This is a genomic window from Carboxylicivirga agarovorans (assembly GCF_050589845.1).
Classification (GTDB): domain Bacteria; phylum Bacteroidota; class Bacteroidia; order Bacteroidales; family Marinilabiliaceae; genus Carboxylicivirga; species Carboxylicivirga agarovorans.
The window spans coordinates 102,056-115,403 of sequence record NZ_JBNGPA010000019.1; the positions used below are offsets into that span (position 1 = coordinate 102,056).

Here is a 13,348-nt window from a genome sequence, read left to right on the forward strand (position 1 = left end):
GACAACCATTAAAAAATAAAAAAAGTCACATGAAAAAATTAAATATACTCGTCCTGCTAATTGCACTTATAGGACTATACAGTTGCAATAATGCACCAAAAATAACAACAGTTGAAATTAATGTTGGGGAAGATAAGAGCCGCATATATGTTAATGTACTTAATCAACGCTTTGATTTATATAAAGACACAACAGGTATCGCAGTTGCAGAACTGGATGTGATCAAAGAGCCCTGTTTTGCAAAGGTTGAGGTAGGAGGTATCCAACAGGACATCTATTTAGAGCCTGGTAGCTCTGTTAAAATAAACCTGGAGAATCGTCGTGATATTATTTTTGAAGGTGATCAATCAAAGGTGAATACTTTTATAAATGAACGCATTAAATGGGATATTGCCTCAGAAAGCTATCAATTGCCTTACGCCGAATTTCTATTGGAGTATAAGCGTTCGAAAGATACCTATGGCAAGTTGGTTGATTCTCAAACTGAATTGAAGAAAGCTGCTTCCCTGATCAAACAAAACGACGACTATAAAAGATGGAATGGAGCGATACTAAAATATATCAGGAACAAGAAAGTGAAGTCTGACAACGAGATAGCTGAAATCTTGCGTTTTGTGCGTGAACAAAGTGTGGCAAGCATGCGCTTTACAAACGTTTTATCAGTTGTGGATAGAGCAATAAACCTATTATATGAACAGGATGAGCCCGGTTATCGATCATATGAATGGTATGAAGGTACAAAGGTAAAACTAAAGTGGTTGAATGACAATATACAGGATACTTTCATCAAGCAGCATTTTATGTATGCAGCCATTGAAACTTATATCCAGTACAACGGAATCGACAAAGGGGGTGAACTATTTAAATTATTTAATGATTATGTAGATGATCAAGCCTTATTGGATAAATTCAAGACGAAGTTTAATGCTTTTAAAAAAATATCGAAAGGGAGTGAGGTGCCTGAATTTAAACTAACGGATGTTAATGGAAATACAAGACGATTTAGCGAATTCAGCGGTCAATATGTTTACATCGATCTATGGGCTACCTGGTGTAGCAAGTGTATAGAACAATTCCCATATCTGGAAAAGCTGAATGAGGAATACAAGGATAAGAACATTGTATTTTTGGGTTTGAATACGGATATGAAGTTTGGTCAATTTACAAATTATTTGGAGAAGATCAATATACACGGTGAACAGTGGTACATTGGTCGAAACAAAGATTTTGATACGTTTTTTGAGGTATTGGCACAACCGCGCTTTATTCTTTTAGATCCCAATGGAAGAATATATGATGCTCATATGCTAAGAGCGGATAAGCCTGAGGTATTGAAAAGTTATTTAAATAAGCTTGAGGGCATATAAAATGATAATCCAGCCAGGACATCTGCTCCTGGCTGAATGAAAATAGCGACGATTATTTTCTTGAACAGTTATTCATTAAAAAGCAAAGAGCTTTTATACGATGGGGTTAGTTGAGTGAGCTGAAAAACGCATCATTAATATTGTAATATAAACGCTCACTGATATATATTATTTAGAGAGTATCGCAAATAAAGTGTACTGAATTAAACTGTCTTCGTTTTCCTGTTCTTACCAATGCTTTGTTTCTGTATGTGGCAGATAACAAGGTGATATTAATGTGTTAAAAAAAAAACGTGATGAAGTCTTTTGAAATAAGACTTTAAATGACGGTTTACTTCAATTAGAGAATAATTGATAAAAAAAAATAAACAATCAGTGTACCCCTAAAATCAGATGAAGCTGTTTCATTATTGCAGAGGAAAACGAAAGGCAACTAAAATAATACAAAGAAAATGGTTAATAAGATATTAATATTGATCTTCCTTACAGTTGGAATGTTGGCAGCTAATGCTAATAATCTCGCAGAAGAAAAGGATGAAAAGTCAAAAGATGAAAAAACAAGTAGCTACGAGAAGACCCTTAAAGATGCAGTGAGTTCATCTGAAGGTCTTATCCAAATGCACAAAGTAGATTCAAAGCTATACTTTGAAATCACAGAAGATTTACTGGGTAAGGATCTGTTATTTACATCACACCTCAATAAGCTCAGTAATGATAAAGTTGGTCGAATTGGTCAGATGACTTTGCTTCGACGAATCCGTTTTCAAAAGGAAGACGATAATATCTTTATGAATGAGATTCAGTTGGATTTCACTGCAGATGAGTCAAATTCTATTGCTAAGGGCTTCAATAATAACTTTTCAGATGCTACGATTGAAGTGTTCCCGATTGCGGCCACTAACGAAAAAGACAATTCATATTTGATAGAGGTGTCTAAATTTATGCTTTCAACAGCTGCGCCAATGGGTATGCCTAAGAAAGCACTGTGGAATCAAAAACCGGTCGGTTCGCTGTCGCCTAATGCTAAATTATCAAAGATCGTTGAGTTTAGATCTTTTGAGTCCAATATTGCAGTTGAATGTCGCTTTGGATTCACCAATGCGAACAAGCAACCTGTCACGGCCTTTATGCAACGCAATATCACGTTATTGCCTGAAGAGCCTATGGAAAGACGTATTTACGACCGCAGGATGAATTACTTTTATTCAAAGCAAGGCTTATACAGCGATACAGATCAGGAAGGACCCTTACAGTATGCATATGTTAATAAATGGAGATTAACAGTTAATGAAGAGGATCAGGCAAACTATAAGAAAGGTGAACTGGTCACTCCTGAAAAACAAATTGTATGGTATGTGGATGATGCTTTTCCTGAAAGTTGGAAAAAGTATATCAAACTGGGTATTCTGGATTGGAATGTGGCCTTTGAAAACATAGGCTTTAAAGATGTAATGGTTGTAAAAGACTATCCAAAGAATGATCCTGACTTTAGTCCTTCAGACGTTAATAAAAACTGCTTTACTTACATACCCTCAATCGTAGGAAATGCCATGGGTGCCAGCTGGGCCGATCCACGTACTGGTGAGATGCTTGGAGCACAGGTTTATTTTAGTCATATGATCTTAAAGCTGGCTAAAGATATGCGTTTTGCCATGACGGCAGCGGTTGATCCCGAAGCACGTAAGAAAGAATACAGCGAAGAAGTATTAGGTGAATTAATTCGAAATATCGCCGCCCATGAAATAGGTCATACACTTGGGTTGATGCATAACTTCAGGGGCTCATATGCCATTCCTACCGATTCTTTGCGCTCGGCATCTTATACAGCTGAGAATGGTATTACAGCTTCAATCATGGATTATACACGCTATAACTACGTGGCACAGCCTGGTGATGAGGGTGTTGATATGGTACCACCGGTAATGGGTAAATATGATATTGAATCCATTAAGTGGGCTTATCAGCCAATACTTGAAAAAACAACATGGAAGGAGCAATACCATATTATCAATGGCTGGATCACTGAGAAGAATGATGATCCATTCTACATTCACGGTCCGCAGGAAATGAAGCAGGTAGGGCTTATTACCGATCCGGCCGCTCAGGATGGTGACCTGGGTAATGACCTGGTTAAATCGTCTGAATATGGCATTGAGAACCTTAAGGTGATCATGGATAACCTGTTGGAGTGGACAGCCGTTGAAAATGAAAATTACAGACCGGTACACTACCGTTATCGTTTTCTTTGCGCTCAATACAATACATACATTGGGCATATATACCCGCTCATTGGTGGTTTAAACCTGTATGATCCTGTTTATGGCGATAACAAAACAGAGACCATTACAGTTAGTAAGGAAAAGCAAAAAGAGGCTCTGGCATTTCTTTACAAGCAGGTTCGTGAAATGGAGTCGTGGCTGATGCCAAAGGATATTTTGAATCTGAAAAAGCCGGGTGCTGAAGATCCAGTGCAATACCAGCAACGTGCAATTATCGATAAAACCATTTATATGAGTCAGCGTGTATGGGTAGCCAACCGCTATAATGACGATGGCTATTCAATGGAAGAATACATGGATGATATCTTTGGCTATGTTTGGGAATCAACCCTTAACAATAATAAAACATTAACGCAGACCGACAGAACGCTTCAGAATTTCTATCTGCGCAGCATATTATCCTATGGTAATTTTAACAATGGTGGTAGTAAAAAAGCAGGCAAAAAGTCTTTCGCGTCCATTGATGAAGAAACAGCATGGTTCGCTGATGTAAATAATACATCAACCTGTTCGTGCTCATCCTGTTCAGCAGGCTTATTCAAGGAAGAGGAACGATACGCCATGGCACTGGGTAGTGTAGGCGATACCTTTGATAAGATTGAAATGCGCGTGGTATTTATGGCACAGTTAAACAAGGCTTATAAATTACTGACCAAGGCCGTTAAAAAGCCAGGTCTTGACACGAAAGCCACACAGCATTATACTTACCTGATCAATTCAATTGAACCTTATGTGAACTAAATAGATCCCCGGCTGGCAATGGGCCGGCCGGGGTATTAGAAATATTTAAATATTAAATTATGAAAAGAAATCTACTAATCTTATTAATGATGCTGGCTACTTTTGCCGGCGTAAATGCTCAGGGCTGGGTTGATAATGGTAACACTGTACCTGATACCTGGGATACAGCAATACCTGTAGTAAATACAAAATTTGGTACTGCTATTGCTGTTGACGGTAACTACGCTGTAGTGGTTACTGCTTTAAAAGAAGTATATGTACAAAAGTACGAATCGGGGGTATGGTCAACTATTGCACAGTTATCCACTTCTGAAACGCCAAGCAGCTCCGGTTTTGCAAATGCTGTAGCAATTAACGGAGATGTTATTGCTATTGCGGATATGGCAATGAATTCCAATGCTGGTGCGGTGCTAATTTATGAAAAGCAAGGTGCAGAATGGTCTGATATGGCTGAAGCAACAGTAGTGTTTAAAAATACTAATAACAATTACTTTGGATCTTCCGTAGCATTAACAGATGAAGTTTTAGTTATTGGTGCACAAGGTGCTTGGCAGAATCAAAATGGTGCGGTATCTGTTTATCAAAAGAGCGTATCTGATTCATGGGCATCGACGTCTATCGTGCCAGTAACTTTGACTGAAACGAGTTCAGTTACAAGTCAATTTGGTTCAGCGGTAGCCATTGAAGACGATATTATTGTTGTGGGAGCGCAAAGGTCAAATGTGACTGTAGACGGAGCAACAGAAGGAAAGGCTGGTGAAGCATTTGTTTTCAAACGTACTGGTGACACGTGGACTGATATGGCAGGTGCCAATCATATTTTACGGAATACAGTTATTGATGACTATAATAATCTGGGGTCGTTTGTTGCGATTTCAAATGGTGTCATTTATGTGGGAGCTATGAATTATAACATAGATCCAAATCCACTTGATGGTACAGATAATGAGGGAGCTATCCTAGTTTATGGAACTGATGCTGTATTTAATGATGCTACCAGCGAAACGGATAAATATACTTATGAAACAGCCATTCTAACTGCTCCTACGCCTGTTTCTGGACAAAAATTTGCGACAAAATTTGATGTTAAAGGAGATGTTGTGGTTGTTGGTGTTTCCTCTTTAAATTCTGCTTATATTTTTGAGGGACCAGTTGATGGTGCCTGGACAACTTCACATGAAACAGTAAGTGCGACTTTGTCTGTTGATGGATTAGCTTCAACGGCTAAATTTGGTGCTTCTACTGGATTTGATGGTAATACCATTGTAGTTGGTGCTCCTGACTTTGATGATACAGATGATTCGGGTGTTCTAAAGATTGGAAAAACATTTTCATATGCTAAACCAGGAACCGGTACATGGGTCGATAATAATACACCAACTGCTAGTGCCATATCAGATGTTACCATTACCAATATGAATGAAAACTATGGTTATTCAATGGATATCGATGGCTCATTTGCAGTTGTAGGTGCACCTGGAAATCCAGAAACGGTTTATGTACTGGAACGAACTGGAGATGACTGGGCTAAGATTGCCGCCCTTACACCTAGTGCTGCTGCTGCTGGTAATTATGGTTTTGGTAATTCTGTTGCTATTAAGGGTGATGTTATTGTTGTTGGTGCTTCCTCTTATGTAAACGCTTCGGGTGATAAAGTGGGTGCAGCCTTTGTATATGAAAAAAATGGTACTTGGTCCAATGCTAATGAAACAGCTATTTTAACTGCAAGCAATGGTGCTGCCAATGACCAATTCGGTGTTCAGGTAGCTACCGATGGAATAGCAATAGCTGTTGCTGCATATGATAAGCACATTACTATTGAAACCACAGAGTATACAGATAATGGAGCTATCTATGTTTTTGAGAAAGAAAGTAATGCATGGACTCAGGTAAATGAATTATACCATACGCCAGTAGCTGCAGGTGAAGAGCTAGGTCGCTATGGAGTTGAAATAGAAGGCAACGTTATAGTCGCAGCGTCTGCTAGACATAGTATTGAAAATACAGTAGATAATTGGGTAAGATCTGGAGCAGGATTTGTGTTTACAAAGTCAGATGTTTCATGGTCAACTGCTAATTCTTCTGAATCAGCCGTGTTAGCAGGACCTACCCCTGAGGCTCACAATGTTTACTTAGGTCAAGGTCTTGAATTGGAAGGGGAGCAAATACTCCTTAGCAATGACAAACAAGAAGTATACCTGTTTGAAATGCCTGTAGGTGGTTGGACTGGTGAGATCGTTAGCAATATTGTTTTTAAACCATCTGCATCAAATACACCCGCTGCATTTGGAGATAAAGCCATTGATGCCTCATCAGGTAGAATTGTCATCGGCGACCACTGGTCAACTGAAAATGGAACTACACAAGCAGGATCTGTATATATATTCGAAGAGCCTGTTGGAGGCTGGTTAGCTTCCAATACTGAAACATGGAAGCTAGTTTCTCCAACTTTAGCAGCAAGTAACCATTTTGGGTATAGCGTTGCTTTAGATGGAGACTATTTATTAGTTGGAGAAAAAGCAGATAATGCAATTTATACAGGAGTAGGTACTGCATGGTCTTATTATTATGATGAAACAGCTACTGATATTGAAGACGAAATGGCAGAACCAGCACAAATTGTGACTGTTTCACCAAATCCATTTACAAGGTCATTGACTTTCAGCAATACACAAGATGTTGACCGTGCGGTTATTTACAGCATCACTGGTGCTGTGGTACGTACTGTTGAATTAAGAGGTACAGAGGCTACTGTTTCAACTGATGACTTACCGGCAGGTATGTATGTGGTTCAGTTCTTAAGCGGAGCTGAAATGGTACAGTACACGAAAGTGATAAAAAGATAGATTTTGGTTTGAGTATAACTTTAGTTTGTCGCCGGAAATGCAAATAGTTGGTTATTCAAACTAAAGTTTGGTTAGGTTGTGAACGAGCGGCACTTCAAAGGAAGTGCCGCTTGTCATTTCAATTTAAATACATCAAAAATGAAGCGAATCATCACCATATTGAGCCTGGTACTCACCTGGCAAATGACCATGGCCCAATCATCTCAGGTCAGTGGCTTGGTAATCGATGCCAAAGAGCGTTTGCCCTTACCCGGAGCTACAGTATTGTTACAAGCCCTCAATGATTCGCTGCCACCCCAGGGTACCATTACTTCCATGGATGGTTTGTATAACCTGGAGGTGACACACGGAACCCATGCTTTGCAGGTATCTTTTATGGGTTTCAGACCCTATAAGAAGACCATCGAAGTAAAGGATTCAGTTCTGCAACTGCCAACCATCATCTTAATTGAAGACCATGAGATGCTGGATGAAATACAGGTGGTAAGTAACCTGGCACCCACCTTTCAACGGGGCGATACCCTCGTTTATAACCCCGAAGCCTACAAAGTAAGCCTGGATGCCACCACCAGCGATCTTTTGTTGAAGATGCCGGGTTTTTATACCGATGGTGATAAGATGATGGCCATGGGTGATACCATTAAAGAAATATTGGTGGATGGTAAACGCTTTTTTGGCAATAATGTGAAAGAGGCACTGGAAAATATCCCACCCGATATGATCAAAAAGATTGATGTGTTCCAGTACAAAAGCGATGAGGCTAAGTACTCGGGCTTTGAAGATATGAATGGCGGGCAAACGATCAATATCATTACCAAAAACCAAAAGAATTCCATGCTGGTGGGCGAAGTAGCTGCCGGTTACGGTAAAGACGACCGCTATGTGGGTGAGGGTAAACTCAACCGCTACAGTGAGACGCACCGCTTTAACCTGAATGGTCGCCATAACAATGTGAATGCTCCGGTGAAGATCAACCGGGGAGGTGCCGGGGGGACCATATCGGGTAATGACATTCAACAGACCCGGCTGGGGACTAATTATGGCTATACAGGCCGGCATGATATTAATGCACGCTATAATTTTACCAATAACCAAAGCGAGAACTACAGCAGTAATTCACGCGAATATGTGGCCGGTGCACTTGCCGGTCAATATAACAGTAACGAGCGCCGCAGCAACAGCGATAACAAAGGGCATAATGCCGGACTGAGCTGGTCTAAAGAGGCCAGTGAGGTCTTTAAAATCAGCGTATCGGCCAATATGGCTCAAAATACAACGGAGAGTAAAGGTCTTAGCACAGCTGAGACCTACATGGATGGTACCTTACTGAATAAGAACACCGGTGTCAATACTAATGCGGGTGAATCAAACAGCTTTGGCGGACAGGTCAATCTGATTCATCGCTTAAATGAAAAAGGCAGTGCCTTATCGGCCAATGTCAGGGCTAATGTATCTGAGAATACAGGTCTGGGCACCCAATGGTCAGAGACCATCAATAGTGACGGAGAACAGGTGCAGGCCATCAACCAGCAGTCCAGGAGCAAGGGTGAAGGCAATACTATAAATGCCGGTCTGACCTATAACCATGCAATAGGCGAATACAGCCATGTAAATATTGGTTACACCATTAGCCAGCGCAATGGGCAATCGCAAAAGCAAAGCTTCGAATACGACGAAGATACAGAGAGCTACAGTCGCTTAGATAGCTTAACGTCAAGTGATTTCAACAATATCAGTACATCACAGCGGGCACGCCTGGCTTTTAAAACGGGGGGAGAGAAGACAAAGCTTTACCTGGGGCTGTCACTCTCGCAAAATACCCTGCAAAGTGAAGAGGTCTTCCCTGAAACAGAGCAACTCAAGGAAACCTTTCGCTTTATCGAACCGCAGCTTAAATATTCCTTTAAACAGAGTAAGAAGATCAATTGGCAGGCCAGTTATGGCATGTCGAGCCGTAACCCCTCCTTGCGAAGCCTGCAGGATGTGGTCGATATCAGTAACCCCTTAAATATTTCCACAGGTAACCCTAAGCTGAAATCATCGAGCCAACACCGGGCCAAGGTATCCATGCGTCGCTCAAACCCTGAGAAAGGCCTCTTTACCTCCTTGAATTTCAATGCCAGTCTAACCAATGATATGGTCGCACAAAACCGTGTGGTGGCGCAAAACGATACAGTTGTCCTGGAGGAATACTTTTTGCCTGCCGGCGGACAATTTAGCCAACCGGTTAACCTTGATGGTAATTATCGCCTGGGACTCAATTTTACAGCAGGGCTGCCGGTTAATAAACTGAAGTCTAAACTTAATATTAGCACAGCTACCAATTATACCCGTATGCCAAACCTTATCAATGGGGTAGTGGATCATTCCAAGCGCTTAAACCTGACCCAAAGCTTTGTGTTAAGTTCCAATATCAGTGAAAAGATTGATTTTACCATCCGCACATCCAGCAATTATTCAATGGTTGATAACCGTGGCGGTGCCAGTTCTCAATCCAACTACTTTACACAAAGCAGTGGGCTCAACCTGTATTATAATTTTTACAGGAAGTTTATTTTTAAAACCAATACCAACTATAACTATACAGGCGCCTCGGGCAACTTAGACAGCAACAGCCGCCTGAACCTCAACCTGGCCATCAGTTCAAAGCTCTTTAAAAGTAATAAGGGAGAGATCATACTCACAGCCTATGACATGACCAATAACCAGGATGAATTAAGAAGAAGCGTGGATGAATTCTCCATTTCTGAATCCTATAGCCCCACATTGAATCAGTTTTACCTGTTTAGTTTTGTGTATAAAATCTAGCAAGATCGCTTGTCGCCAATTGAATACCTTAAAAGTGTTACGAATGTCAATTAAAGACCTTGCAGTTGGTTTACCTGGTGAGTCTCTGTTTTTTTTCTATACCACTCTAGATTGTTGGTCTTTGTAAGGTACGCATAGTTGAGCTAAGCTGTGAATGTCAGTCAATATTTTCAAAGAGAAAATGATAATTGCGAGCGTGCAGAAAATCGTAATAAAAGGAAATTAATTCAACACATTAGCTTATTTTCGCGATCGTTTAAGCAGAACGATAACAAGAAATAAAGGTCAATGGTTTATAATGAAATGATTGGTTGGCTGGGCAGTATTTTATTTGCTGTTTGCGCCCTTCCTCAAGCGATACATACCTACAGAACTAAGAAATCTGATGATTTAAGTGAGTTGTTTCTGTGGCTTTGGTTCCTGGGTGAAGTATTCACATTGACCTATATCTTGTACGGAGATATTGTTACAGGCATTTATCACATTCCGTTATATTTTAATTATATATTCAACCTCTTTCTGCTGTTCTATTTGCTTTATGCCAAGTACCACTATGCCACAAAAACCACCTGGTTAAAGCTGATTCTAAATAAGGTTCTAAAGAACCAGGGCGTGTAATGTTGTACAGCTAAACGGATGAGTTGGTAATTAGCTGGTATTGAGTGTTTAGGCTGGGTTGTGTTCGCGTGCCTCAGGCTATGAAAATTCCATACGCAAGGAAATAATTTTCCTTAGGTACGGAATTTTTTTTCTTTACGTACGGAAGATTTGCTCCTTACGTACTGAATATTGCAATGTATGCATAAGCTTTGTTACTCCTGTTCAGAGCTTAGTAATAAACCACACTCAGCTTCCTTATTTGATCCTGAAATCTTTCTTGTATTTAGCTGGCGAGTATGCGGTAACCTGGCTAAAGATGTGTGTAAAATGATAACGGTCGGCAAAACCACAGGCCGTTGCTATTTCTTCTATTGATAATGTTGAGTGGTGAAGCAGGATGCAGGCTTTGTCAATGTGTTTCTTTTTGACATATTTCTGAGGTGGCAAGCAGGTTTCCCGGGCAAATAGTCGGGTAAAGGCATTGGTAGCCATATTGGCATCTTCAGCCAGTTGAGGGTTACTTAAATCATCAGTCAGATGACTTTCAATGTGTTTGATCACATCAACTATAATAAAAAAGTGAATTACCCTTCAGGCAAAACAATTATTTATGAATCAATTTATAAAAAGTATCTTGCAAATAAGAAGATGTAACAGTCAAGTATGTTAAAAAAGAATGATCAGAGATGTTAAAAGGAATATCACCACTTATAAGTCCTCAGCTGCTTGAGGCTATGGCACGAATGGGACACGGAGACGAGATAATTTTCGCAGATGCCCACTTCCCGGGCGAAAGTCTTAATGAAAGGGTAATAAGGGCAGACGGCCTTAAGGTAGCCGATCTGTTGGAAGCTGTTTTGCCATTGTTTGAGTTGGATGCCTATGTGCCTGCTCCTTTGACAATGATGGCTGCGGTTGAGGGCGATCAGTTAGATCCGGCGGTGGAAGAAGCGTACTTGAAAGCCATCCGTAAAACCAATCCTGACATAGCGCCCATTGAACGTATTGGCCGATTTGAATTCTATGAAAAAGCCCGCAATGCATTTGCCGTGGTAATGACCGGCAAAACAGCCAAATATGGAAATATTATACTCAAAAAAGGAGTAACGCCTGTGAGTTAATTATTAATAACCTGAACATGACTAAAAATCCAAAAATAGTTGAAAAAAAATACCTGGTTCCCTTTATCCTTATAACAAGTTTATTTGCCTTATGGGGATTTGCCAATGACATTACCAACCCGATGGTGGCAGCTTTTAAAACGGTAATGGAGTTGACACATACCAAAGCAACTCTTATTCAATTTGCTTTTTATGGCGGTTACGCAACCATGGCTATACCGGCAGCATTGTTTGCGCAAAAGTATAGCTATAAAAAAGGAATATTATTAGGGCTGGGTTTATATGCTACCGGAGCATTATTATTTTACCCGGCAGCCGAATATCAAATGTTTGGCTTCTTTGTAGGCTCCTTGTATATATTAACTTTTGGTCTGGCCTTCTTAGAAACCACAGCTAATCCGTTTATACTTTCCATAGGTTCTGCCAGTACAGCGACGCGACGACTAAACCTGGCACAATCCTTTAACCCGATGGGATCATTTATTGGAATGATTGTGGCAGCAAAAGTTGTGTTGGCAAATTTGGAGGCAGATAAGCATGGGGTAGAGTTTACTACTTTAGATGAAATGACCAAGGCTGCTGATCGCCTGCACGACTTGGCCGTTATTCGCGATCCTTATGTGGTATTGGGTATTGTTGTATTAATAATGTTAGTGATCATCGCAGTTGCTAAAATGCCGGATACCGCTCATCAGAAGGAATTACACCCCTGGCAGTCAATAAAACGTTTGCTTAAAAACAAGGTATACCGAAATGGTGTGATCGCTCAGGTTGCTTATGTGGCTGCCCAAATTATGTGTTGGACATTTATCATTCAATACGCTGAAAACCTTGGCTTATCAAAAGAATCTGGTCAGTACCACAATATGTGGGCCATGGGTCTTTTTATCGCGAGTCGTTTGGCAAGTACCCTGATTTTGAAATATGTTAATGCAAGTAAATTATTGATGTGGTTTGCTTTAGGAGGTATTGTAACAACAGCTGGGGCAATATTTATTGTTGGTTTTCCTGGTTTATATTTCTTGGTGGCAACATCAATATTCATGTCATTAATGTTCCCAACAATTTATGGTATAGCCTTGGGTAACGTTGGTAAAGATACTAGCATGGGTTCAGCTGGTCTTATAATGGCTATTGTAGGTGGCGCTATAATGCCTGTGCTGCAGGCGATGATAATCGACCTTGAAAGCGTGGGGTATTTACCAGCAGTAAATGCTTCATTTATTTTGCCTTTGCTGTGTTTTGTGGTAATTGCAAACTATGGTCGTCTATCCTTTAAATTGAATTTAAGGCAGAGCCCAATTGTGTTCGAAAAGAAGTTTTAAAAACGTATAGATCTATGCATCATGTAAATCAGCTCTCCTCCTTACAAAAAGCTACTCTTTATACGCATTATTGTTAAACACATATTTGACTAATGCAATTAGTTAATGCACTATAGTTCAATAAATTAAACCGCCTTAATATTTCATATGTATAATTATATTTAGTATCTTTAGTGTATGATACACAAGGGATACGATAATTATTTCAAAGGCTTTTTATCTGATTATAGGCTTGAAAAAAGAGCAGAGGAAGTATTAAAT

Annotated in this window: 8 protein-coding genes; 7 read left to right on the plus strand and 1 reads right to left on the minus strand. The window is 40.1% G+C overall.

Features of this window, described 5'->3' with window-relative positions; genetic code table 11:
* Nucleotides 1–29: 29 nt before the first annotated feature.
* The 5 genes from ACRD69_RS17275 to ACRD69_RS17295 all read left to right on the plus strand — a co-directional run bounded on the left by ACRD69_RS17275 (nt 30) and on the right by ACRD69_RS17295 (nt 10,659).
* Nucleotides 30–1,367, plus strand: coding sequence for a TlpA family protein disulfide reductase (locus ACRD69_RS17275; RefSeq protein WP_430816374.1), 1,338 nt, complete (start codon nt 30–32; stop codon nt 1,365–1,367).
* Nucleotides 1,368–1,819: 452 nt separating this feature from the next.
* Nucleotides 1,820–4,387, plus strand: a complete 2,568-nt coding sequence (locus tag ACRD69_RS17280; RefSeq protein WP_430816375.1) for a zinc-dependent metalloprotease — start codon at nt 1,820–1,822, stop codon at nt 4,385–4,387.
* Between the two features lie 59 nt (nt 4,388–4,446).
* Nucleotides 4,447–7,233: a T9SS type A sorting domain-containing protein gene (locus tag ACRD69_RS17285; RefSeq protein WP_430816376.1), complete on the plus strand. Its 2,787-nt coding sequence runs from the start codon at nt 4,447–4,449 to the stop codon at nt 7,231–7,233.
* 138 nt (nt 7,234–7,371) lie between these two features.
* A complete protein-coding gene (locus ACRD69_RS17290) occupies nt 7,372–10,041 on the plus strand; it encodes an outer membrane beta-barrel protein (RefSeq protein WP_430816377.1) in 2,670 nt (889 codons plus the stop codon).
* A gap of 288 nt (nt 10,042–10,329) precedes the next feature.
* Nucleotides 10,330–10,659: a PQ-loop repeat-containing protein gene (locus tag ACRD69_RS17295; RefSeq protein WP_430816378.1), complete on the plus strand. Its 330-nt coding sequence runs from the start codon at nt 10,330–10,332 to the stop codon at nt 10,657–10,659.
* A 237-nt stretch (nt 10,660–10,896) separates the two neighbouring features.
* Here the strand turns inward: ACRD69_RS17295 and ACRD69_RS17300 are convergent, their stop codons facing one another.
* Nucleotides 10,897–11,202 carry a helix-turn-helix domain-containing protein gene (locus tag ACRD69_RS17300; RefSeq protein WP_430816379.1) on the minus strand — a complete coding sequence of 102 codons (306 nt, stop codon included), beginning with the start codon at nt 11,200–11,202 and terminating at the stop codon, nt 10,897–10,899.
* A gap of 125 nt (nt 11,203–11,327) precedes the next feature.
* Between ACRD69_RS17300 and fucU the strand changes: the two genes are divergently transcribed.
* Complete coding sequence (fucU, locus tag ACRD69_RS17305; RefSeq protein WP_430816380.1) at nt 11,328–11,762, plus strand: L-fucose mutarotase; 435 nt, start codon at nt 11,328–11,330, stop codon at nt 11,760–11,762.
* Nucleotides 11,763–11,779: 17 nt separating this feature from the next.
* Entirely contained in the window at nt 11,780–13,087 is a 1,308-nt protein-coding gene (gene fucP, locus ACRD69_RS17310; RefSeq protein ID WP_430816381.1) for an L-fucose:H+ symporter permease, read from the plus strand.
* Nucleotides 13,088–13,348: the final 261 nt, after the last annotated feature.

Coding starts and splice junctions, on each gene's coding strand:
- fucU (WP_430816380.1), top strand. CDS start 11,328: ATGTTAAAAGGAATATCACCACTTATAAGTCCTCAGCTGCTTGAGGCT.
- ACRD69_RS17290 (WP_430816377.1), top strand. CDS start 7,372: ATGAAGCGAATCATCACCATATTGAGCCTGGTACTCACCTGGCAAATG.
- ACRD69_RS17285 (WP_430816376.1), top strand. CDS start 4,447: ATGAAAAGAAATCTACTAATCTTATTAATGATGCTGGCTACTTTTGCC.
- ACRD69_RS17275 (WP_430816374.1), top strand. CDS start 30: ATGAAAAAATTAAATATACTCGTCCTGCTAATTGCACTTATAGGACTA.
- ACRD69_RS17295 (WP_430816378.1), top strand. CDS start 10,330: ATGGTTTATAATGAAATGATTGGTTGGCTGGGCAGTATTTTATTTGCT.
- ACRD69_RS17280 (WP_430816375.1), top strand. CDS start 1,820: ATGGTTAATAAGATATTAATATTGATCTTCCTTACAGTTGGAATGTTG.
- fucP (WP_430816381.1), top strand. CDS start 11,780: ATGACTAAAAATCCAAAAATAGTTGAAAAAAAATACCTGGTTCCCTTT.